Origin of the sequence: Sorangium sp. So ce302, from assembly GCF_051530145.1 — a bacterium.
Lineage (GTDB): Bacteria > Myxococcota_A > Polyangia > Polyangiales > Polyangiaceae > Sorangium > Sorangium cellulosum_B.
Window position 1 is genome coordinate 3,784,004 of the sequence record NZ_CP150326.1, and the last position, 22,641, is coordinate 3,806,644.

Consider the following 22,641-nt stretch of genomic DNA (forward strand, 5'->3'; position numbering starts at 1 on the left):
GCGTTGGCTGGGAGCGGGGGAGGGGAGGGGAGAGGAGCGGAGAGGCATGATCAGCGTCGCGGTAAGGATCGAGACGGAGTGCGGCACCTGCAGGATGCCGATGCCGGTCAACACGCTGGCTCGCGAGGTGGGCTGCCCGAGCTGCGGGAGGTCGACGCAGGTGAGCGGCGATATCTGGCAGGCGCTGCTGCGCGATCCGGTCTACGACGGGCCGAGGATGCTCCGGAACGAGGGGCGGCGGAGCCGGGCGGGCGGGCTGTCGGTCGCGTATACGCGGCTCGGCCCGTGCTGCCAGGGTTGCGGGAAGGAGATCCCCGTCGCGAGCATCGTGGAGGTGCGAGGGCAGGCGATGCTCCGCTGCGACCGCTGCGCCAAGCAGGCCCGGGTGCGAGCGGTGCCGGTGGAGCTCGAGGGAGCGCTTCCGAACATCACGCACCTCGTTGGGGAGGACCCGGATCCGCTGGCTCTGGCCCCCTCGCTCGCGGCCGAGGCGGCGACGTTTCCGTGCCCGCAGTGCGGCTCGCCGGTGCCGTTCGACGGTGTGAGTCGAGCGGTCAGCTGCCGGTTCTGCAGCGCGAGCGTGCACGTGCCGGACGAGTTCGTGTACCGGGGGCGAAGGAAGGTGGCGGCGAGCTGGTTCCTCTGCTTTCACCCGTCGATCGCCGAGGGCGCCCCGGCCGCGCAGGCGGTCGTCGCGGGGTTGTTCGACTGGGAAGAACCGCCCGACGTCGCCGTCGACGCAGCGGATAATCTCTATTGCGCGGCCAGGCAGTCGCACGAGATGCGCGTCGGGTTCGAGACAAAAAAGAAGATAGATGACGTCATCTGGTCCGTCGATCGCTCTCTGAATATTAGATGGCTACACCGCAATCGACTGAAGGCAGTACGCCTCGTGCTCTCACCAAAAGGCACGCTCCTTGTGACGGGTTGGGGGTGGCCATCGCGCCCTTGGCTCTTCGCCGAGACCGGCGCGCCTGTCGGGGGCGCGCCGGAGATAGACATCGACCTCCTCGACTGCAAGGACATGGCCTGCGACCGTGATGGATCTCTGATGATCTTGAAGGGCGACAGGCTTCGACGAATCACGCCAGAGGGGGCGGAGATGCCCGCGTGGCCCGGCGGCGCGCGGCAGGGCGACACCCACGCCAGCGGCAGTCCTCGCAGCTTTCCTGACCGCCCTGTCGAGATGCGCACCGAAAGCATGCGTGTCTATTGCGGTCCAGACGGATCGATCTACCTCATGGCTCCACATGAGATCGCCCGCTTCGAAGCGAGCGGGCGGAAAATTTACGGTGTGACGCTCTCCTTCGACCCTCCCGATTTCCAGTACCGAGCACTCGGAGCTGACCTCCATGGGAACGCCTACGTCTTACGCAGCAGGCAGCTCGTGCGAATCAGCCCAGCAGGCGAGCAGAGCGTTGTGCTCGAGTCGAAGCGCGGCGGGCTGCCAGAACGGAGGATGAGCATCGCGGTGTGCCGTGATGGCGCGATCTGGCTTTTTGGCGCCAAGGGGCGCGCCTGGAAGTTCACGCCGGCGGGGACGCTCCTCTTCGCCAGTGAGAAGGAGTTCAGGCGCGACAGAGTGGCCGTGAATGAGCTCAATCAAGGGGCAAGGAACGCGCCTCAGGGAATGCTGGTGGGGGGAGGACAGGCGGAATCGGACGCCGCGCAGAGCTCCTACGAGGAGTTGTTTGTCGCGGAGAGGCTTAGAGAGCAGCGGATCAATGGTTTCGTATTTATGTTGACTGTTCTGTTTATTGCCGCGCTCATTTTTTATCATGCTTGTGCTTGAAAGGGCGCGCGGTGTATAGAACGTCAGCCGAGCTCGATCCGGCCTCCGGTGATCTTCACGGCGCCCGACGCGCAGATGACTTTCGTTCCACCCGCTCTTAGCTCGGCGCTGGCGTTCTTAACTACGCATGTCGAGCTGCTCTTGATGATGCGTGTGTCATTATTTGAAATCATGATGCCGCTCCCTCCTCCCCCGATCGACACGTCGCCGTGTTCTGCTTTCATGCCCCAGTTGCCGCCTTTCACGATCACCTTCTCGCCAGTCACCTGGGCGCTGGATGATGCGGTGATGGCCACATTCTTGGCCTTCGCAGTTAGCGCGTCGCCGCTTTGAACCTTCATGGCGCCTCTGGACTTGAGGTCCATCCTCCCGCCTGCCTTTGCCATGAGCGGGCCTTTGGCTTGCATCGCGAGGATTGCGTTCGACACGATCGTCGCCGTTGCGCCGCTCTTGAGTCGCGTCGTCGCTGTGCTCTTCAGCTTCATGGCTCCGCCCGAGAACAGATCCACCAGCGCACCGGACGTGACGAGCGTCTTGAGCATGCCCGCGATTTCGACGGCTGCGGGCGATTTGAGCATCGCCGCGCCTCCCCCGGCGACGATGGCTTGTCCTTGAGACGAGAGCGTGGCGGCGACTCCGCCGCATACCAATGCGTCGACATCCCCGACGATGGCGGCGGTCACCGCGGCAGTGTTCAAATTCATGGGGCTCGCGGGCGCGGTGACGACGCCTGGGATTCGACCCACCTGCGCGAAGCCGCCAGCCAGTCCGGCCATCGTTGCGGCTATTGCAATTGACGTCGATTCTTGAGCCTTCTTGACGAGCTTGATACCGGTGCTGAGGAGCCCGGCTGCACCCGCGAGTCCTGCTTTGCCTGCCTTGGCCTCTTCGATGTGGTTGAGCCATCGTCGTCGGGTGAGCGCGTCCTCCCCTTCCGTGATGCGCTTTCTGTGTGCTTCGGCGGCGGCTTTTGCCTGCTTCGCCTTGAGAGCGGCCTTCTCGGCTTTCTCGACGTCCGGTACGTGATACAGCGCTTCCCACTCCTGGCGCGTCATCGGCCGTTCTGTGCCATCGGAGTTCACGACCTTCTGGTTGTTGCGCAGGCTCTCATCGTACCATCGTGCGGCCATCGATTGCTCGAGCTTGTCAGCGGCTGCTTGAGCTTCGATGCTTTCCTGATCGAGCTGGGCTTGAGCCAGGCTTTCTTGTTTCGCCGGAATATCGAGGGCGTTCTTGGCAACACCGAGCAGGTCGTCCACCAGCTTCTGCCCTTTGTCTCCAAAGACCACGCTCGCGATGCTCGCGAGCCCAGCATGATTGACCAGGTTGCCGGCGGTAAGCATCGAAGCGACGTCGGCGATGACCGCGTTCGAAGAGGTGATCGTTCCCACGCCCGCGTTCGCCACCGCAGTGTAAGCCTCCTTCGTGGTGAGCGCGGCGCCCGCTTCCGGCGTGTTGGGTGCCCCGAGCTGCAGCGTCGCACCACCGTACGGCGTCGACAGCTTGATACGCTCCTCGCCCTCGTTGTCGTCGATGTTGATCTCGTTGTTCCCGCCGGTCCGGATGACGTTCCTGCGCGCGTTCTTCGCGTCGACCGTGCTGGGCGTCTGCGGGTTCGGCACGGCGCCGGCGATGATCGGCCGGTCCGGATCCCCGTCGATGAAGGTCAGGATCACCTCCACCCCGCTCCGCAGGGGGAAGTGGAACCCGTAGCCCGCGCCGGTATGGGGCTGGGCCATGCGGATGAGCCTCGATGCTTTGCCGTCCTCGGCGCTGCTCGTATCGAAGAGGAAGCGGACGCGGTAGCGGCCGCTCTCGTCGACCTCGGCGTACTGGCCCTTGGCCGCGGCGTCGATGACGCCGGTGATGACGCCGTGCACCTTCGGCTTCGGGGTGAGGCGCGGCGGGCGGTACGTCGTCGAGAAGGGGATGGCCCTGAACTCGTTGGCGTAAGCGCGCTCCTCGCCCGTGCCCGCGTTGAGCGTGGCCTGCTGGAGCCGGTGGCGCACCTCGACGAGCAGCAACTCGATGTCGCCGCGCGGGTGTCCCTCGAGCGTGAGCTTCGCGCCCGCGCCGAGGGCCTGCACGTCGCTGGCGCCCTCGAACACCCTGCGGCCGGCGCGCAGCTCCTCCGCGCGGAGGACCGCGATTCGCTCGCCCTCGTCGGGGGTCTTGAAGTGCGCGCCGTACTCGACGATGTCGCCGCCGGACGCCTCCGAGACGGTGGCGGCGGCCATGAGCGGCACGTGCGGTGTGCGGTAGTTGTAGTCCTTCACCACGTACCGGCTCGGGACGGTGCGCGTCGTGCCCTCCAGGCGGTGGACACCGATGCGATCGCCGCGCGGGTAGAAGTGCGCACGCCCGTCGCCGGCGACCGGCTGAAAGCCGCTGTTCGTGTCGGAGAAGACCACGACGTCGCGGCCGTCGCGGTGCTCGAAGAAGAACGAGATGCCGAGGTGCTCGGCGAGGCGCGAGACGAACTGGAGGTCGGTCTCCTTGTACTGCACGACGTACTCGCGCGGCGGGTACGTCGACACCAGGCGGAGCTCGAAGGCGTCGCCCTCGTGGAGACCGGCCCGCGCGAGCTTCTTCTTGATGATCTCCGGGACCGAGAGATCCATGAAGATCTCCGACGTCTCGGTGAGCGTCAGCCGGAAGGCGCGGGGCACGAAGGTGAGCGTGTACGCCATGTGCAGCGTCTCGGTGTGGAGCGCGTCGCGCACGACGGAGATGACGCCGAAGAGACGCCGCTCCTCGCGGTCGCCCCTCAGGAACACGAGCGCGGCGGGCTCGGCGAGGAGCGCGTCCTCGTCGAGCCCCTCGGGGCTCTTGCACACGACGTGGAGCTGGAACTCGAACGGCTGCGAGATGACCTCGCGCCCGGTGAGGTCGTGGAGCTCGACCGCGTCGGCCGAGAAAGCACGCGATTCCAGGCGAGCAGAAAGGATGTCCTTCATGAGCGTCCCTCGGGTGAAGAGACGCTACCATCGCCCGCCGGCGAGCTCTCTTTCAAGCTGCTCGTGCAGCGGAGCACCGCCGCGTCGCCGCGCGACGGCGCTCGCGGAAGCCCCTCAGCCCTCCAGCGGCACCTCGCGCGCCTGCCGCCGCGACAGCATCCGGAGCTTGCTCAAGGCGTTCTCCTCGATCTGCCGGACCCGCTCGGCTCGTCGTCCCAGCCATAGGACCTGCTCTGCGCCGGGTTCGCCGTGGCGTAGGGCGTGTCGACGGCGACCGCCGACGCCTCCGGTTTGAATTTGAATCCTGGCTGGATGGTGCCGTACACCTCCGTCCAGAATTCCAATTTTCTCCGGGTCGTGTATCACCGTCGACGGGGCAACGAGCGCCGGGTGAGGCCTCGGCGCCCGAGGAGGGAAGGACCGATGACGGCGAAGCGGGTGGCGCTGGTGACGGGCGCGAGCACGGGGATCGGCCGGAGCGTGGCGGAGACGCTCGCGAGGAACGGGTATGTGGCCTTCGCGGGCATGCGCGATCCCAACGGCAGGAACCGAGCGGCGCGCGACGAGGTGGCCGGCCTGGCGACCGCGGGGATCCCCATCGAGGCGGTCGCGCTCGACGTGACGGACGACGCCTCCGTGGCCGCGGCGGTCGCGACGGTGGTGGAGAAGACGGGGAAGATCGATGTGCTCCTGAACAACGCGGGCGGCTGCCTGATGGGGCTGACCGAGTGCGGCAGCGTCGATCTGCTGCAACGGCTCCTCGATACCCACGTCCTCGGGACGCAGCGCGTCTGTCGCGCCGTGCTGCCGCACATGCGCCGGCGGAAGACCGGGGTGCTCGCCTTCACGTCCAGCCTCGCCGGGCGCGTCGTCATACCGACCACGGTGCTCTACTGCGCGGCCAAGGCTGCGATGGAGATGATGGCCGAGGGCTACAAGCGCGAGCTCGCGTCCTTCGGGATCGACGTCGTGATCCTGGAGCCGGGAATGGTCCAGACGAAGATCTTCGACAACATGTGGCTGGACGACGACACGGCGCGCGCCGCCGAGTACGGGGCGCTCGGCGGCGTGGCGCGCGCCACGCTCGAGATGGTCAAGACCATGAAGGGACCATCCCCGGAAGAGCTCGCGGACGTGCTGCTCAGGCTGCTGGAGATGCCGCACGGGCAGCGGCCGCTGCGCACGACGTTCGGCGCGGACGCGGCGCTGGTCGACCCGGTGAACGTCGCCGCCGATGAGGCCACGCGGGCGCTGCACGCCCTGTACGGGGCCGGGGGATAGACGATGTGCAGCCGTTCGAGGCGCGCACCACCGAGGCCGACGCGGCGGAGGCGTTCGCGGCGGTGACCAAGCTCGACGCGAGACAGGCGAGCCTGGGCAGCGCCAGCGGCGCAGTCAACCTGGCGCTACCTGCGCCTGCAGGCCGTCGCGATAGCGCTTGACTCTGCCTGTGCTCGGCCGGGGGCGGTCTACCCCGGCCTGTCCGACTAGAGCGACTTCAGGTATTCCACGAGGTCACGCTTCTGGCTGGAGTCGAGCCTCAGATCGAAGCGCTCGTTATAGCTGCGCACGACGTCCAGCAGCGTCTCGAAGCGGCCATCGTGGTAGAAGCGACCCTTGTTCTTCGGCTTCATGAACAGCCCTAGCTCTCGGACGAAGAGGGCGGCCAGGTTCATCGTCTTGTACGAGTTGCCGGGCGCGCGGTTCGCCTGGAAGGCGTCAATTCCCATCTCGTCGGGTGTGTGCAGGTTCCAGCCAGCGTCGGTCCAGAGCGGCTTGTTGTGGCAGTCGGTGCACTTCGCGTCGCCGGTGAACAGCTTCGCGCCGCGCTCGGCGGCCTCCCTGTCGAAATCGAGCCCGGGCTCCGGCTTCGGCGCCGGGAGCGCGAGTTGATAGAAGTGCAGCGCCGGGAGCTTCGACGTGACGAGATCTTTCTTCGGATCCACGATCACATTCCAGATCCCGGTGGCCGCGGCGTTCGGGTACTTGTCTTTATCGTTGAGCCTGGGATCGAAGAAATTACCCTTCCCATGGAGCTGGGTCACGGCGACGTACGCGTTCCAATAGGGCACCGAGCCCCAGTTGCCCGTCCAGGTGTGCTCGTTGACTCCGCCCACATCGAACGCGTTGGGGAGCAAGGTCGCGGCGGTCTTTCCGTCAGGCCGGAACGCCTTCCCGTCGAGGAGCAACTGGGCGTCGTACTTGCCCGGCCCCCAGCTGCGCAGAACTCTCCTCACGCCTTCCTCGTTGATGCCCTCGGGCACCTTCGGCAGCAGGTCGACGATCGGCTGGACCGTCGGGGCCGTAGCGATGATGGCGCCGACGTCCAGGTCCCGGTTGGCCCAGCCGTCGAGGCGCGTGCCGATGCCTGGACGCACGGAGTCGTTGACCGTGGAATGACAGAGCGCGCACTGGAGCCCGATAGAGATCAGGTTGCCGCTGTCGTCGAAGAAGCCCGTCACCCCGAGGATCGCATCGAGCTGCAAGAGGCTCAGCGTGACGGCGGGATCGTCGAGGTTGACCTGGCCGCGCGCGATCTTTTCTCGGAGCCGCGACGGGAGCGCGTCCGCGTCCACCTTCAGCCCGAGCCCCAGCGCCTGAGCCGGCGTCACGTTGGCGATGCTCTGGTGCAACCGGAGCTCGCCGCCCCAGAACTCCTCGTCGCCGAAGGTGTCGAATCGGAAGATCTCCTGTCCCCGCTGGAGCAAGTTGCGCGTATTTCGTTCTATGGTGGCGTCGAAGTTGCTGAATCGCGCACGGCGGGGCAGTTCGTCCTCGGCGGAGGCGACGTGCTCTGCCCCCTCGCCCCGATCGGCTGAGTTGCAGGCGAGCGCGGCCACGCCGAGCGGGACCGTCGCTCCAACGAGCACCAAGAGCGTGGTGAGATGTGTCGTCATGGTAAGACCTTTCGGTGTCTTCGCGTCATACTGCGAATCCAAAAGTGGTTTGTATGCCTTCGTGGGCAAGTAAGAGAGTCCATGAACGTTTCGTCGGGTGAGCTGCTCGTGTGCGGGTCGTGAGCCGGCGACAGGCGTCGAGGGCAAAGGTCTCGTGGCGTTTGTGGGTGTTGTTTCCCGTTCGTGCCAACTGGGGATTCGATGAAAATGGGAGATGATGGATCGAGCTTCAGGCGATGGACGTCTTGCGCCCTGCACACAAGGGGCTGCATTCGGCTTGGTATCGGCAGCCTGGGTGCGGTCACGCCCCCGTTGTCGCTTGCCGTCCTGATGAGGTGCCCGGTCGGCCGGGGCTCACGGAGAGGCGCCAGTCGGAACGAGCGAGCTAGCGCTGCTCTGCGCTCCCCGGCCGCCCCCCGGGCCTTGCTGCGGCTCCTTGGCCCGCGAGGTCCTGCGGCGTGGGCAGGTGCTCGAGCGTCACCCAGGTCTCGCTGCCCGCCGCGCGTATCGCCCCGCGGTACAGGTGGTAATCCACGGCCTCGAACGTGGCCGTTACGGCCTCGGCCGCGGCGCCCGGCTCCGGGGCGAACGCGCCCTCGAACCGGAAGCTGCGGTGATCGATCGGGGTCAGCGCCCCCTCGATGCGCCGCGGCTCCTCGAGGCTCGCGAGCCGCCGCCCGCCGTCGCCAGGATCCGTGATCCGGCACGGGAGCCGCGGCTCCTCGCGCTCACCGTGGTGGAGCCGGCCGAAGAACTCGCCGGGCCGCGCCTGGAAGGGAAGTCGCTCTGCCGTGCTGATCCCCGGCGAGTCCATGAGCGGCGCCGCGGGGGGCCGGGTCGGGGCGCAGCCCACGAGACCGACGACCGCGAGCCTGGCGAAGGATCAGAGAAAAGCGAATTCCGTACGCTCTCGCGGCATCCCGGCTATCGTAGGCGACGCTCGGCCGATGTCGATCCCACACGACCGCAAGCGAACGCGCCACGGTCCCTTCGCGTTGGCGCTCCTTCTGCGCGGCCTGCCCGTCCTTCTCCTCGCGGGGTGCGCCGCGATCCCGGCGAGTGCGGGGACGGCCCTCACGGGGGCTCGCCGTTCATGACCTCGCTGCTCGTCGACGGCCTGATGGACGCATGGCTGCTCCTCCGCGACCCGCGTATCCCCGAGATCGTGGTCAGGGCCGCGGCGTGATACCGCGACCACGCGAGCGGCGGTCGCCCGCCGCGGAGTCGGGTCATCCCGGAGCCATCGGAGCCCTCCATGTTGAACCTCCTTCTACGACTTTCCCCGCTGCGCCCCGCCGTCCGCCTCGAGACCGTCGAGCGGCGCGACTTCACCGAGCCGCGCCTGCGCGAGCTCCACGCCCTCTCGAACGCGCTCATGGCCGAGGACTTCGGGCACTTCTGCGTGCACGCGAGGACCAACGATGTCGTGCACGTCTTCCGCCGCGCCGACACCGGGGCGATCGTCGGCTTCCAGTTCTGGAAGACCGCGCCGCTCACCTTGCCCCGCAGCCGGGCCATCGTCGGCGGGAAGCTCAGGATCTCGCCGGACTTCCGGACCCGCGGGCTGCACCTCGTCTCCGGCCTCCTGTTCTTGCTCGAGACGAAGCGCCGCGCGCCGCGGACCCGCCTCTACCGGCTCTCGATCGCCAGCCTCTTCGGGTTCGTCTCCATCACCGAGGCGCTCGCGCGCTACGATCTCTTCGATCCGAAGCGCCGGGGCGCCGCGGAGGACGAGGCGGTGCGGGAGGCGTTCTTCAGGCTCGCCAGGGAGAGCAACTACCACGTCGACGACGAGACTGGCCTCTTCCGCGTCAACATCTTCATGACCGAGGAGACGGTGAGCCGGTATCCGCCGCGCTACTTCGAGCGCCCGGCCGCGCGGCGCTACGCCGCGGCCAACCCCGGCTTCCGCACGAACGGCTGCTACGCCGGCTTCTGGTTCCGCTTCACCAGCGATAACCTCCTCGCCATGACCCGCGCCGTCATGCGGAGGCTCTTCCGCCGGGGCGCCCCCGTGGATCCGCCCGGCCCTATCGGGCGTCCGCAGCCAGGCTCGTCAGAATCTCCTCCATCTGATTCACGATGAGGCTCACGCGCCCCTCCGCTTCGAATTCCTGGAAGCGAGCGCCCCTCAGGATCTTGGCCGCCCGCCTCGAAGGGCGGCGGCGTGCCAGAGCGCTCCCCATCAGCGCCGTATGCGAGATCGGCCATCCGGTGAGAAAATCCCCGGAGCCTCCTCCGATCCGCCACATCTCGCGCGCAGCCCGGCCACGGCGCCGCGCCACGCTCCGTCCCATGACCGACCTCTCCTCCACCGCCGGCGTCGTGGTTCGCCCTGCGGCGGCGGGCCGCCTGCGCCGGCTCGGCGCCGCCGCGCTGTCGCTGCTGGTCGCCACGGCCGTATGGCTCCCGTGCCTCCACCTCTTCTTCCGGAGCGAGCCGGGCGAGCACCGCGCCTCGGGCGCGCTCTCGCCGCGTGGCCAGGCGCTGCTCGCGCATCAGCTCTCGCTCTGGGAGGAGGACAGCGCCGCGCAGGACGCGGCGCTCGCGCGGATGCGGGCCGCGAACGCCGAGTGGGACTTCATGGGACGGACCTTCCTCGTCCTCGGCCTGGCCAACGCCGCGCTGCGGGATCCGGGCGCCCAGGCGCGCCACCTCGCCGTCATCGACCGGATCGTCGACGAGACCCTCGCGATCGAGCGCGAGCGGGGGATGCTGCACTTCATGATGCCATACGCCACGCGGCGGCCGTTCGTGCAGCAGCCTGGGCGCAGCCTCTTCGTGGACGGCGAGATCGCGCTCATGCTGGGGGCGCGCGCCCTGGTCGCGCGCCGCGCCGATCACGAGGCCGAGCTCGACGCGCGCGTCGCCGAGATGCGGTCCCGCATGGAACGGAGCCCCGTGCTGTCGGCCGAGAGCTACCCCGACGAGTGCTGGACCTTCTGCAACACGCTCGCCCTCTCCGCGATGCGCATGGCCGACGCGCTGCACGGCGAGCGCCGCGGCCTCGATCTCGGCCGCCGCTGGCTCGCGGCGGCGCGCGCCCGGCTCCTGGACCCGAAGACGGGGCTGCTCGTGTCGAGCTACACCCACGACGGCAGGATCCTGGACGGCCCGGAGGGGTCGTCCCTCTGGCTGGTCGCGCACGCGCTGCTCCTGATCGACCCTGATTTCGCGCGCGATCAGTACGCGCGGGCGCGCCGCGAGCTCGGGGCGGAGCTCCTCGGCTTCGGCTGGGCGCGCGAGTGGCCCCGCTCGTGGGCTGGCCCGGAGGACGTGGACTCGGGTCCGATCGTGCCGCTCGTCGGGGCGAGCGCCGGATCGAGCGGCCTCGCGCTGCTCGGCGCCGCGGCCTTCGGCGACGCGCCGTGCCTCGGGGGGCTGCTCACCTCGCTCGACCTCGCGGCGTTCCCGATCCGCGAGGGCGACCGGCTGCGGTACGCCGCAAGCAACCAGGTCGGCGACGCGGCGCTGCTCTACGCGCTGAGCTTCGGCCCGCTCTGGGAACGGATCGCCGGCGCGGGAGGTGCCCCGTGAGCCGACAGCTGGCCCTCGGCGCCGCGATGCTCATCGCGGCCTTCGCTGCCTGCCACATGCTCGGCCTGCGCGAGCATGTGTCGGTGCTGAGCGGCACGCCCCCGCCCGCCGGTGGGGGCGATCCGTTGCTCGGCGTCGCCTACGCGCTGGCGTGGTTCGGCGGCGTGATCTTCGCGCCGATCCTCGCGATCGCGGCGGGCGTGCTCGCTGTCGTCGACCGGCTCCGGTCACGGTGACCCGCGCCCCCTCGGACGGCTCGCCGCCGCGCTGAGCGGCAGCCTGCGCCGCCTCGGCGGGCTCGCGCAGGGCGCCCTCGCGCCGCGCGCTCGCTCCGCGCGCCTCGGCGATGGGCGAGCTGCTCTGCCCGCAGCACGGCGCCAGCAGGCTGCTGCCTGCGAAGCAGACACGCCGCCCGGCGTGCCGGCGCGCGCGGCACCGCCAGCAGCGCCCGGCGGGCGCCGGCGCGCGCCATCCCCTCTGCGAACACGGGGCAAGCACCGGGTGGAATGAAACGTGCTCTGGCGCGGCTCCCTCGGCGCGAGAAGACACACGACCTCGTGTCTGCCGATGGAAGGAGCTGATCGTGGATCTCGAACTCACCGGCAAGCGGGCCATCGTCACCGGCGGCAGCCGCGGTATCGGCAAGGCGATCGCGCGGGAGCTCGCGCGGGAAGGCGCCGACGTCGTGATCGCCGCGCGCGGCAAGGACAAGCTGGAGGCGACCGCCGCGGAGCTCTCGGCGGAGACGGGCCGCCGCGTCGTCCCGCTGGTGGTCGACACCGGCAACGAGACCTCGGTCAACGCGCTCGTCGAGCGCGCCCTCGCCGCGCTGGGCGGAGTGGATATCCTCGTCAACAACGCGGCCGTGCCGGGCGGGATCTCGACCGCGACGCGCCTCGACCAGATCGTCGACGCGCAGGTGATCGAGGACATCAACATCAAGGTCGTGGGCTACCTGCGGACCGCGCGCGCCGTCGCCCCGCACCTCATCGCGAACGGCTGGGGCCGCATCATCAACATCGGCGGGCTCGCCGTGCGCAAGGCCGGCCGCCCGGTCGCCACCCTGCGCAACGTCGGCGTGGCGGCGATCACGAAGAACCTCGCGGACGAGCTCGGCCCGAAGGGGATCAACGTCACGGTCGTGCACCCCGGCGCGACCCGCACCGAGCGCGTCCGGCCCGAGCCGGAGAAGGATATCGCCGCCTCGGTGAGCATCGGCCGGATCGTCGACGCCCGCGAGGTCGCGTGGGTCGTCGCGTTCCTCGCCTCGCCGAGGAGCGTCGCGATCAATGGCGACGCCGTCGTTGCCGGCGGCGGAAGCGTCGGGCCGATCTATTATTGAGCCCCGAACCGACGGGCCCGCGCTCCATGCGGGAGCGGGAGGCGACCGCGCCAGCGCGACGCCACGAGCAACCTAGCCAAAGCACCAACGGAAGATCATGAGCATCCCGACGACCCGACTCGGCCGTACCGGCCTCACCGTTTCTCGCCTGTGCCTGGGCACGATGACGTTCGGTTTCCAGACGGACGAGGAGACCTCCCGCGCCATCCTCGACAAGGCCGCTGGCGCCGGCGTCAACTTCCTCGATACGGCCGACGTGTATCCGCTAGGCGGCGGTTTGGAGGCCGCCGGGCGCACCGAGGAGATCGTCGGCCGCTGGCTCAAGGGCAAGCGAGACCGCTTCATCCTCGCCACCAAGTGCGTCGGCCGCGTCGGCCCGAACCCGTGGGATCAGGGCGCCTCCCGCAAGCACATCCTGGACGCGATCGACGCCTCCCTGCGCCGGCTCGGCACCGATTACGTGGATCTCTATCAGCTCCACTCCGACGATCGTGACACGCCGATCGACGAGACGCTGGAGGCGCTCGACATCGTCGTTCGCTCGGGCAAGGCGCGGTACATCGGTGTGTCCAACTACCTGGCATATCGCCTGGCGCGCGCGCTCGGCCGCGCCGACGTGCGCGGGCTCGCGCGGTTCGTGTCCGTGCAACCGCGTTATGCGCTGCTGTTCCGGGAGATCGAGCGCGAGCTGCTCCCGCTCGCGCAGGAGGAGGGCCTCGGCGTCATCCCGTACAACCCGCTCGCCGGCGGGTTCCTCACGGGCAAGCACCGCCGCGGCGAGCCCACGCCGGGCACCCGCTTCACGCTCGGCGCGGCGGCGTCCAACTACCAGCAGCGCTACTGGAACGAGCGCGCGTTCGCGACCGTCGAGAAGCTCGCGAGCATCGTCGCCGAAGCAGGCCAGTCGCTCACGACCGTCGCCGTGGCGTGGGTGCTCGCCAACCCGGCCGTCACGTCGGCCATCATCGGCGCCAGCCGGCCAGACCAGCTGGACGCGACGCTCTCCGCGGCCGAGCTCTCGCTCGATCCGCAGCTCAAGGCCCGGCTCGACGACGCGACCGCGGAGTTCCGCCGCGGCGACGCGCCGCGCTGAGCCCGCGCCGGAAGCCCCCTCGGTACGAGAGCGGACCGCCTCAACCCCCGAGCGGCGTGTCGAGCGCCTGCCGGCGCGACAGCGTCCTGAGCTTGCTCAGGGCATTCTCCTCGATCTGCCGGACCCGCTCCCGGCTCACCGAGAACATGCCCTCGATCTCGGCGAGCGTGTGCGTCTGCTCGCCGTAGCCCGAGCAGCCGCGCGAGCCGCCCGGCTCCGGCCGCCCTGGCTATGCGTAGTGGCGCCCCGCGCCCTCGGTCGACAGCGGCAGCTCGACGCAGAAGGTCGAGCCCAGGCCGACCTCGCTCGACAGGCTAATTCGTCCGCCGTGCGCCTCGACGATGGTGCGCGTGATATAGAGGCCGAGCCCGAGCCCCCCATAATGCCGCGACGAGACGCCGCGGCGAAATCGCTCGAACAGCTGCGTCCGCACCTCGGCCGGTATCCCGATCCCGTGGTCCGTCACCGAGAGCCGTGCGACCCCACCTTCCGCGGTGATGGTGATCTCGATCGGCGCGCGTTCCCCGAACTTGATGGCATTGGTCAGGAGGTTGGTCACGACCTGTTCCAGCAGGTACCGGTCCCACCAGCCTGTGACCGGCTGCTCCGCGCGCACAGCGAGCGTGCTGCCCGACTGCGCGAACTGGTCGCCAAGGTGGGTGACGATCTCGGCGACCAGCTCGCGCAGATCGACGGGCGCCCGGTTCAGCTCGAGCCTCCCCGCCTGGATCCGGGAGACGTCGAGGAGCATGTCGATGAGGTGGGCGAGGCGTTTGATCTGGCGGCCGGAGAGGGCGACCGCCGATCGCACGCGCTCGCCGTTCATGCCCCGCGAGAGCCTTTGCCCCAGCGATTGAATAGAGAGCTGCAGGGTGGTGACCGGGGTGCGGAGCTCGTGCGAGGCGATGAGGAGGAACTCGTCCCGCAGGCGGATGGCCTCCTCCGCCGCCGCGCGCGCGCGCCGCTCGTCCAGGAGGAGCCGATCGCGTTGCTGTTCGGCGCGCACGCGCGCGGTGATGTCGCGGAAGCTCCAGACCCGCCCGGCCACGCGCCCTCCGAGGCGCTGGGGCTGCGTATAACACTCGAAGACCCGCCCGTTCCGAAGCGGGAACGTATCGAAGGCGCTCGCCTCGGGATCGGCATACAGGTCACGGACGCTTTGCAGGAATACCTCGGGCTCGCGGAGCTTGCCGCCGGCGAACGCGAGGAACACATCGGCCGATCCGCTGGCGAGGACATCGGTGGGAATGCGCCACATCTGCGCGAGCCTGTGGTTATGACGCACGATGCGCTTCGCGCCGTCGACGACCAGGATGCCGTCCGCCGTCGATTCGATCGTAGCCTCGAGGAGCGAGTAGGAATGGCGCAGCACGTCCTCGGCGTGCTTGCGGGAGGTGATGTCGGTCGCGATACCGCAAATGCCCTCAGGTGTTTCAGCGGGGCCGCGGAGCGGGAACCTGAGGGAAATGTACGTGCGCACGCCGTCGCTCTGGGGGGCCAGCTCGTCGAGCTCGATGGCCCGATTCTGCTGCAGGACGAGCAAATCGTTGGCGCGATACTCATCGGCCTGCTCGCGTGGGAAGACGTCGTGGTCGGTCTTGCCGATGACCTGCTCGCGGCGCGTCTGGAAGAGCTCTTCGAACCCGCGGTTGACGAGCATGTAGCGACCCTCGATGTCCTTGGCGAAGACGACGGCGGTCGTGTTGTCGACGATGGCCTGAAGCAGATGCTGGCTCTCGCGGAGAGCGGCGTTCGAGCTGGCCAGTTCGGCCGTGCGATCTCGCACCCGTTGTTCCAGCTCTTGATGGGTACGCTGCAACTCCGCGTTCTTTTCTTCGAGCTCCTTTTGCGCCTCGCGCAAGCTGAGGTGCGTCGTGACCCGCGCGATCACCTCTCCAATCTCGAATGGCTTGGCGATGTAATCGACGCCCCCCGCCTTGAACCCCTCGAGCTTGTCAGCCGCATCGGTAAGACAGGTCATGAAGATCACCGGGATGTCTCGGGTGCTTTCAGCCGCTTTCAGGCGCCGGCACGTCTCGAAACCGTCGATGTCCGGCATCACCACGTCCAGCAGGATCAGGTCGGGTTGCATGAGGCGGGCCCGCTCCAAAGCCTCTTCACCGTCCTCAGCGATGAGCACCTCATGACCCACCGATTCCAGATTATCCACCAGCACGTTGAGATTGGCTGGCATGTCATCCACGATCAGGATAGTGCGGGTGCGAGCACCGGACGCTGTGGCGCTGCTCATGGTCGCTGGTCGCCCCCGATGCGCCGCGGCTCCAGCCCCAGCCTCGCCTTCGGCTCCACCCCCTGCAGGTGCTCCTCGACCAGGCTACGGATCGCCTTGGACTGGCAGCCCTGCACCAGGCGATGCAGGCGGTCGGCGAAGGGGCGGTAGCGTTCGTCGAGGGTGGTCAGGTAGGCCGCCCGCTTTTGGATGTCGCGCATGTTGCCCTTCAGGGCCAGGGCATGCAGGACTTCCATCTCCTCTCGGGGCGGCGCCAGGAGCTCCGCGCCCTCCCCGTCCCCGGCTCGCTCCTCGGCCGGTCTGCCATAGACCCAGGTGAGCCCGAGCTGGGCGCCGATGATCCGCAGCAGGCTCTCCCGGTCGATCGGCTTGGCGAGGAAGGCGTCGGCACCGGCGGCAATGCTCTCAGCCTGGTCTTCCTCGTTGGCGCTCGCGGAGACGACGATGAACGGCAGCCGCGCGAGCCCCCGAGCCTGGCGATTGCGACGAATGCACTGCATGGCTTCCAGCCCGCCGATCACCGGCATGACCAGATCCATCACCGCCAGATCCAGCGACGCCGCCATCTCCTGCTCGATGGCCTCCTGGCCATTGGCCGCCTCGCAGACCTCGAAGCCCAGGCCGCTCAGCAGGTCCAGAAGCACCGCCCGATTGCTCACCACGTCCTCGGCAACCAGCACCTTCCGGCGCGGCCCCTCGTAGCCGATGGCGTCCCGCTCGGAGGGCCGGAGGGGTGCTGCGATCTCGGCCACTGGCAGGGTCACCTCGAACCAGAAGCGGCTGCCTTCGCCGGGCCGGCTTTGCACGTGAATCTCGCTGCCCATGAGGTGCACCAGCTGGCGGCTTATCATCAGCCCAAGGCCGGTCCCGGCGCGGCGCCGCACATCCCCCACCCGTTCGAAGGGCTGGAAGAGCTTGGCCAGCTGCTCCGGCGTCATTCCGACCCCGGTATCCTCCACCTCGAAGCGCAGCCGCGCCGTGGCCCCGTCCTGGGCCAGGCCCTGCACCCCGAAGCGCACCCGCCCCCGGTCGGTGAATTTCACCGCATTGCCCAGCAGGTTGAGCAGCACCTGGCGCAGGCGCTTCTCGTCGGCCAGCACCGCCTGGGGCAGGTGGGGCGTGACCTCGAAGACGAAGTAAAGGCTCTTCTGCTCCGCCCTGACGCGGATGATGGCGGCGACGACCGTGACGAAGGTCGAGAGATGGATCGGTTCGGGGCAGAGATCGAGCTTGCCCGCCTCGATCTTGGCCAGGTCCAGGAGGTCGTTGATGAGGGTCAAGAGGTGCTGGCCGCTCTGCTGGATGGTATTCAGCCCCGTCGCCTCGCGGCCTTCGAGCCCCCGGGAGCGCTTGAGGATCTGGGCATAGCCGAGGATGGCGTTCAGTGGCGTGCGCAGCTCGTGGCTCACGTTCCTCAGGAACTCGGTCTTCGCACGGCTCTCGGCTTCGGCCGTCTTGCGGGCTTGGCGCTCCGCTTCAGCCTGCTTGCGCTCGGTGATGTCGGTGGAAATGCCGCAGACGGCATAGGGCTGCCCCGCCGCGTTGCACAGGGGGTACTTGAGAGAGATGTAGGTGTGCAGCCCATCGCTCTGGGGAGCCTCTTCCTCGGCCTGCAGCGCCGTTCTGGTGGCCAGCACCTCGTCGTCGACGGCGCGGAAGGCATCGGCCCGCTCCCTGGGGAAGACATCGTAGTCGGTCCGGCCGACGATCGCTTGCTCACCGATGTGGAACAGCTCGGCGTAGCGCCGGTTGATCATCAGGTAACGACCCTCGAGATCCTTGAGGTAGATGACCGCTGTCGAGTTGTCGACGATCGACTGCAGCAGCTCTTTGCTGTCCCGCACGGCCTGCTCCGCTCGCCGACGTTCGCTGTTCTCCTGGAGCAGGTCGGCGTAGAGCGTGGCGTTGGCGATCGATATGGCGGCCTGGGCCGAGAGCAGCTCCAGCACCGAAAGCCGGTCCGGGGTGAAGGCGCCGGCGACGAGGTCGTTTTCCAGGTAGAGCAGCCCCACGAGCTCCGCCTGCCGCAGGATGGGCAGGCAGAGGGCGGATCTGGGGTACGGATAGAGGTCGTCGCTGGCGATGATGGGATTCCGTGCCGTCCCGTCGTCCAGGATCACCTTCTCCCGGCTGCGCCGGACGTAGTTGAGGAGGGACGCCGGCAGATCCGAAGGGGAGGCTTCGGGCTCGTGGGGAATACGCACCTCGATCTGGGCCCCCTCCGCCCGCGCCTCGGCAGCCAAGAACAGGGTCTCGGCGCGGGCGAGGAGCAGGCAGCCCCGCCTCGCCCCGGCGTTCTTGACCAGGATGCGCATGAGCGCGTCGAGCAGGCGGTCGAGGACGATCTCGCCCGAGATGGCCTGGGAGGCCTCGAGCACCGAGCCGAGGTCGAGCGCGGTGCGGGCGGGCGCGGCCGCCTCCGGGCCCGTCGCGCCGCGGAGGATCTCGCTGGGGACGAGGTCGGGGTACGCGCGCTCGAGGCGCCGCATCGCCTCGGTCGCGCCCCATCGGCCGTAGGCGCTGTGCGCCTCCGTCAGGTAGGTGCGGGCGATGGTGGTCTTGCCGAGCGCGCGGAAGGAAAGGCCGGCGAGCTCGTTGGCGAGCGCCTCGTCGTGGAGGTAGCCGCCGCGCTGCGCGAGGGCGATCGCCTCGTCGTAGCGAACCCACGCCGCGCGCGCGTCGCCGCGGATGCGCTCGAGCTCGGCGCCGAGCAGGGCGCTGCGGTGCGCCATGTTCTCCGGGCAGAGGTCCGCCCAGCGCGAGAGTTTTTCAGCAAAGAGCTCCGCGCGGGCGAGGAAGAGCGCGCGCTCGTCCGGGGAGACCACGTCCGCCGCCTGCGTGAGCGCGACGCCGGCGTAGAAATGGCACGCGGGGATGCCGAGCCAGCCCGCCACGGTCGGGATCTCGATCTCCAGCGAGAGCGCGATGCGCGCCGCTTCCTCAAACGCGCCCTGGAAGACGCCGAGGATCACGATGTACGTCTGGGCGGAGGGAGGCGAGAGCACGTTGCCCATCCGGCGGGCCTCCTCGATCACCTCGTCGATGTCGATCCACGCGCCCTTGAGCTTGGCCGGGTGCGCGGTCTCGACCGAGAGCTGGTGTGCCATCTGTACGACCGCGTCGACCATCCAGGTGATGGCGTTGCCCCTGTCGAGTTTGCATATCGGCTGGTAGCTCTGCGCCTCGGCGAGGAGGTCGGAGAGCGGGAGGCCGCGCAGGAGGCTGTTCATCATGGCGTTGACCGTGGTGTAGAACGCCCAGATGTACTGGCCCGTCTCGAGCCCGACGTGCATCCCCGCGAGCAGCGACTTCTGGCAGGCGGGGTAACCCTCCCTCCAGTGCTGCACGTAGGAGCCCCACATGTTGCGGAGTATCGCTTCGGACTTCTTGTCCGGGTAGCGCTCCGAAAGGTTGATGGCGGCGCGGCCGAAGTGGTAGCCGAGCTCGATGTCGCCGCGGCCGCAGAGGAACGTCCCGAAGTTGATGCAGCCGAAGATCGCGTGCTTCGATAGCCCGTGGCGGAGCGTGTTCTCGACGAGCTTCGCGACCGTGATGCCGAGGTTGTTGGGGCTCAAGAACCCGCAGGGGAGGAAGAGCTCCTCGAGCACATCCTGCATGGCGCGGATCTCCGGGTCCGCGAGCGGCGGCAGGTCTGACAGCGCTTCGAGCGTCTTTTCCCGGACGAGCGCCATCGTCGCCCGGATTTGGGCGTCGACCATGGCTTCGTCGGGGAACAGGGGCAGGTCGAGCCCGAACGGGCGCAGGGCCGCGAGTCCCTCCGCGAGCGCAGCGGGCAGATCATTCTTGAGCACCTGCACGTTCATCTTGAGCCGCAACACCTCAGTGCGATCGAGCCGGCTCGCGGCCCGCTCCAGGCAGTCGGAGAGGACCGCGAGGGCGTCGTCGTGCTGGCCCGAGAGCGAGAGCATGAGGCCCGTCTTCATCGCGTACTCGAGGCGAAGCGGGTACTGCGACGTCCAGGCGTCCTCCGGAAAGCGCAGGAGGCCGAGCTTCAGGTAGCGCAGGGCGGCGCCGAAGGCGGCCGAGTCCTCGGCGCGGCAGGCGGCGTCGAGGCTCATGCGGGCGAGGGAAAGGCGCTCCGCGGGGTCCGACACGAGGTCGCCCGCGCTGTTCAGGTGGCCGACGACGTCGAAGAGGCTCTGGCTCTCGGAGAGGTCCAGCTTGCCTGCGAGCAGCCGGCCGATGCGGAGGTGAAAAGCGGGCCGGTCCGCCTCCGGGATCATGGCGTAGGCGCCCTCCTGGACCTTGTCATGGGCGAAGCGGTAGCCCTCGCGCCCGGCGAGCACGAGCCCCTCGCCGACGGCGGGATCGAGGCGGCCGTACGCCTCTTCCGGCGAGCACTCGCTCACCGTGGCGAGCATGTCGAGCTCGAACCGGTTGCCGATCGCCGCGGCGAGCTTGAGCGCCTCCACGGTCGAAGGCGGCAGGCGCGCGATGGTGCGCACCATGAGGTCGACGACATTTTCCGTGTACGCGAGCGCGTCGATCCTGGCGAGGTCCCAGCGCCAGCCTGACCCGGCTGCGAACGTGAGCACGCCGTGGTCGTGCAGCGACCGGACGAACTGCTTGACGAAGAACGGGTTGCCGCCGGTCTTCTTCTGCACCGCATCGACGAGCGGCCCGCAGTCGTCGCGCTTGAGGCTGTCCGAGAGCATCTGGAGCAGGTGCGGGCGCGCGAGCGGGGCGAGGACGATGTCGCGCACGACGAGCCCGGCGTGCTTGAGCTCCTCGATGGCCCGGACGAACGGGTGCCCGGGCGACACCTCGTTGTCGCGGTAGGCGCCGCAGAAGAAGAGCGCCTCGAGCGAGTCGTCGGCGACGAGCGTGCGGAGCAGCCCCAGGCTCGCGGGGTCGATCCACTGCAGATCGTCGAGGAACAGGATGAGCGGGTGCGCACCGCGCGCGAACACCGAGACGAACAGCAAGAAGCACCGGTTCAGGTGCTTCTGCGCCTCGAGCGGGCCGAGCGCCGGCACGGGCGGCTGCGCGCCGATCACATGGCAGAGCGAGGGGATGACGTCGCAGACGACCTGCGCGTTCGGCCCGAGCGCCTCGAGGATCGCGCGCCGCCAGCGTTGGATGCGCGCCTCGCTCTCGGTGAGGATCTGCCGCACCAGGCCATCGAACGCCTGGATCACCGCGCTGTAGGGCGTGTTGCGGTTGTACTGGTCGTACTTGCCGCTCGTGAAATAGCCCTTCTGCCGCGCGAGCGGCTTCAAGATCTCCTGCACGAGCGAGGTCTTGCCGATGCCCGAGTAGCCGGAGACGAGGACGATTTCGCGGTTGCCCTCGAGTGCGCGCTCGAACGCGGCGGCGAGCGCCTCGATGTCCTGCTCGCGGCCGTAGAGCTTCTGGTGGATCCGGAACAGGTCCTGGCGATCGCGCTGGCCCGCGACGAAGGGCTCGATAGTCCCCGTGCCGCGCAGGGCCTCGCGGCAGCGGTCGAGGTCGGCGAGCAGGCCCTCGGCGCTCTGGTAACGGTCCTCGGCGCTCTTCGCGAGCAGCTTGAGCACGATGCTGGAGATGGCCTCGGGGATCGACGGGTCGACGCGGGACGGCGGCGCGGGAGCGAGGGCGAGGTGCGCGTGGATGAGCTCCATCGGGTCCAGGGCCTCGAAGGGGCGCTGACCCGTGAGCATCTGGTAAAGGATGACGCCGAGCGCGTAGAGGTCCGTCCGGTGGTCGACGCCGCGGTTCATGCGGCCTGTCTGCTCGGGGGAGACATAGGGCAGCACGTCGGCGATCACCGCCGGCGCGTAGAGCCGTTCGTGCGCGCGGGTGATCTCGGCGTCGACGCCGAAGCTCGTGATCTTGACCTCGCCGCACGCGCCGACGAGCACGTTGTGCGGGCGCAGATCGCGGTGGATGAGCCCCGCCGCGTGCACCGCGGCGAGGCCTTCGGCGAGCGCGGCCGCGAGATCGAGCGCCTCGCAGATCGGCATTCTGCACGACGGGCGCGCGGCGAGGATCCGCGCGAGATCGCGGCCCGGGAAGTCCTCGAGAACGACAATCAGGGCGCCGGTGAGCTCCTCGACGCCACGCAGCGCGACGAGGCGGGGTGAGGCGAGCTGCGCGATGCGCTCGCACTGGTGCTTGAAGCGCGCGACCTCGGCGCGAGTCGCTCTTTCCGCGCGCAGGACCTTCAGCAAGACCGGGACGTCCTCGCCCTCGCGGCATGCGCGGATTAGGCTGAAATCGGCGGTCTCCTCGATCTTCTCGCGGAGGGCATAGCCTGTCCCGACGATCATCGACACCCCTGCTCGCTCGCCAGTGAAAGGCAGCTCACACGACCAAGTATATGCGCGAGGGGAGACTTGGCACAGGGATTGGGCCGCACCACCGGGGCTTGGCGCTGCCGACGCCCCCCGCCCGCTCGCGCGCCGCGACAGGAGCTTTCATCGAGCTCAAGCTCCCACTCGGTTCCCTGGTGGACTGTTCGATAAGGGTTTTAACATAATCACGAGGCATGCCGCTCAACCCAGCGGTGCATCTTCTGCCGCGTCCAGGAGTATCTGAACGGGTGAGCGTAGATCTGTCGTACTCCCGCCAACTCGCGTCCAGGTGGTTAACGAACTGCTGGCGGCTCTTCCAGCTGCAGTGCCCTATGCGTCAGCGGAGAAAGCGCGTGATTCCAGGCGAGCAGAGAGGATCTCCTTCAGGAGCGTCCTTCGGGTGAACGAGCGCTACCATCACCCGCAGGGGAGCTCCTGCTCAAGGGCTTCGTGCAGCGGAGCACCGCCGCGGCGCCGCG

General features: G+C 68.6%; 14 protein-coding genes and 1 pseudogene. 9 read left to right on the top strand and 6 right to left on the bottom strand.

Features of this window, described 5'->3' with window-relative positions; all coding sequences use genetic code 11:
* Positions 1 to 46 precede the first annotated feature (46 nt).
* Positions 47 to 1,792 (top strand): hypothetical protein, encoded by a 1,746-nt coding sequence (locus WME73_RS14550; RefSeq protein WP_437916063.1) that lies wholly within the window; start codon positions 47 to 49, stop codon positions 1,790 to 1,792.
* A gap of 23 nt (positions 1,793 to 1,815) precedes the next feature.
* Here WME73_RS14550 and WME73_RS14555 read toward each other — a convergent pair whose 3' ends face one another.
* Entirely contained in the window at positions 1,816 to 4,749 is a 2,934-nt protein-coding gene (locus tag WME73_RS14555) for a type VI secretion system Vgr family protein (RefSeq protein ID WP_437916064.1), read from the bottom strand.
* A 423-nt stretch (positions 4,750 to 5,172) separates the two neighbouring features.
* On the opposite strand from WME73_RS14555, the gene WME73_RS14560 reads away from it, so the two are divergent.
* A complete protein-coding gene (locus WME73_RS14560) occupies positions 5,173 to 6,030 on the top strand; it encodes an SDR family NAD(P)-dependent oxidoreductase (RefSeq protein ID WP_437916065.1) in 858 nt (285 codons plus the stop codon).
* Between the two features lie 5 nt (positions 6,031 to 6,035).
* Positions 6,036 to 6,191 carry a hypothetical protein gene (locus WME73_RS14565; protein WP_437916066.1) on the top strand — a complete coding sequence of 52 codons (156 nt, stop codon included), beginning with the start codon at positions 6,036 to 6,038 and terminating at the stop codon, positions 6,189 to 6,191.
* Between the two features lie 45 nt (positions 6,192 to 6,236).
* On the opposite strand, the gene WME73_RS14570 is transcribed toward WME73_RS14565, so the two are convergent.
* Both WME73_RS14570 and WME73_RS14575 read right to left on the bottom strand, forming a co-directional pair.
* Complete coding sequence (locus tag WME73_RS14570) at positions 6,237 to 7,646, bottom strand: hypothetical protein (RefSeq protein ID WP_437916068.1); 1,410 nt, start codon at positions 7,644 to 7,646, stop codon at positions 6,237 to 6,239.
* 385 nt (positions 7,647 to 8,031) lie between these two features.
* Positions 8,032 to 8,460, bottom strand: coding sequence for a hypothetical protein (locus WME73_RS14575; protein ID WP_437746047.1), 429 nt, complete (start codon positions 8,458 to 8,460; stop codon positions 8,032 to 8,034).
* 225 nt (positions 8,461 to 8,685) lie between these two features.
* Between WME73_RS14575 and WME73_RS14580 the strand changes: the two genes are divergently transcribed.
* The 6 genes from WME73_RS14580 to WME73_RS14605 all read left to right on the top strand — a co-directional run bounded on the left by WME73_RS14580 (position 8,686) and on the right by WME73_RS14605 (position 13,618).
* Positions 8,686 to 8,832: a hypothetical protein gene (locus tag WME73_RS14580; RefSeq protein WP_437746048.1), complete on the top strand. Its 147-nt coding sequence runs from the start codon at positions 8,686 to 8,688 to the stop codon at positions 8,830 to 8,832.
* A 69-nt stretch (positions 8,833 to 8,901) separates the two neighbouring features.
* Complete coding sequence (locus WME73_RS14585) at positions 8,902 to 9,732, top strand: hypothetical protein (protein WP_437746049.1); 831 nt, start codon at positions 8,902 to 8,904, stop codon at positions 9,730 to 9,732.
* 209 nt (positions 9,733 to 9,941) lie between these two features.
* Positions 9,942 to 11,183, top strand: coding sequence for a hypothetical protein (locus WME73_RS14590; RefSeq protein ID WP_437916069.1), 1,242 nt, complete (start codon positions 9,942 to 9,944; stop codon positions 11,181 to 11,183).
* Positions 11,180 to 11,419 carry a hypothetical protein gene (locus WME73_RS14595; RefSeq protein WP_437871662.1) on the top strand — a complete coding sequence of 80 codons (240 nt, stop codon included), beginning with the start codon at positions 11,180 to 11,182 and terminating at the stop codon, positions 11,417 to 11,419. Before WME73_RS14590 ends, WME73_RS14595 begins: the two co-directional genes overlap by 4 nt.
* Before the next feature lie 347 nt (positions 11,420 to 11,766).
* The gene (locus tag WME73_RS14600; protein ID WP_437746052.1) at positions 11,767 to 12,525 is read left to right on the top strand and encodes an SDR family NAD(P)-dependent oxidoreductase; all 759 of its coding nucleotides are present in this window, start codon (positions 11,767 to 11,769) and stop codon (positions 12,523 to 12,525) included.
* 97 nt (positions 12,526 to 12,622) lie between these two features.
* Entirely contained in the window at positions 12,623 to 13,618 is a 996-nt protein-coding gene (locus WME73_RS14605) for an aldo/keto reductase (protein WP_437746053.1), read from the top strand.
* 40 nt (positions 13,619 to 13,658) lie between these two features.
* Here the strand turns inward: WME73_RS14605 and WME73_RS14610 are convergent.
* The 3 genes and pseudogenes from WME73_RS14610 to WME73_RS14620 all read right to left on the bottom strand — a co-directional run.
* A pseudogene (locus WME73_RS14610) lies at positions 13,659 to 13,802 on the bottom strand (sigma factor-like helix-turn-helix DNA-binding protein); the annotation flags it as partial.
* A gap of 45 nt (positions 13,803 to 13,847) precedes the next feature.
* Positions 13,848 to 15,869: an ATP-binding protein gene (locus WME73_RS14615; RefSeq protein WP_437746054.1), complete on the bottom strand. Its 2,022-nt coding sequence runs from the start codon at positions 15,867 to 15,869 to the stop codon at positions 13,848 to 13,850.
* Positions 15,866 to 22,138, bottom strand: a complete 6,273-nt coding sequence (locus tag WME73_RS14620; protein ID WP_437917392.1) for an AAA family ATPase — start codon at positions 22,136 to 22,138, stop codon at positions 15,866 to 15,868. The genes WME73_RS14615 and WME73_RS14620 overlap by 4 nt, the downstream gene beginning before the upstream one ends.
* Positions 22,139 to 22,641 lie beyond the last annotated feature (503 nt).

Excerpts from the sequence above, each read along its gene's own strand:
- WME73_RS14615 (WP_437746054.1), bottom strand. The coding sequence starts at position 15,869 with ATGAGCAGCGCCACAGCGTCCGGTGCTCGCACCCGCACTATCCTGATC.
- WME73_RS14560 (WP_437916065.1), top strand. The coding sequence starts at position 5,173 with ATGACGGCGAAGCGGGTGGCGCTGGTGACGGGCGCGAGCACGGGGATC.
- WME73_RS14590 (WP_437916069.1), top strand. The coding sequence starts at position 9,942 with ATGACCGACCTCTCCTCCACCGCCGGCGTCGTGGTTCGCCCTGCGGCG.
- WME73_RS14570 (WP_437916068.1), bottom strand. The coding sequence starts at position 7,646 with ATGACGACACATCTCACCACGCTCTTGGTGCTCGTTGGAGCGACGGTC.
- WME73_RS14575 (WP_437746047.1), bottom strand. The coding sequence starts at position 8,460 with ATGGACTCGCCGGGGATCAGCACGGCAGAGCGACTTCCCTTCCAGGCG.
- WME73_RS14550 (WP_437916063.1), top strand. The coding sequence starts at position 47 with ATGATCAGCGTCGCGGTAAGGATCGAGACGGAGTGCGGCACCTGCAGG.
- WME73_RS14605 (WP_437746053.1), top strand. The coding sequence starts at position 12,623 with ATGAGCATCCCGACGACCCGACTCGGCCGTACCGGCCTCACCGTTTCT.
- WME73_RS14585 (WP_437746049.1), top strand. The coding sequence starts at position 8,902 with ATGTTGAACCTCCTTCTACGACTTTCCCCGCTGCGCCCCGCCGTCCGC.
- WME73_RS14555 (WP_437916064.1), bottom strand. The coding sequence starts at position 4,749 with ATGAAGGACATCCTTTCTGCTCGCCTGGAATCGCGTGCTTTCTCGGCC.
- WME73_RS14620 (WP_437917392.1), bottom strand. The coding sequence starts at position 22,138 with ATGATCGTCGGGACAGGCTATGCCCTCCGCGAGAAGATCGAGGAGACC.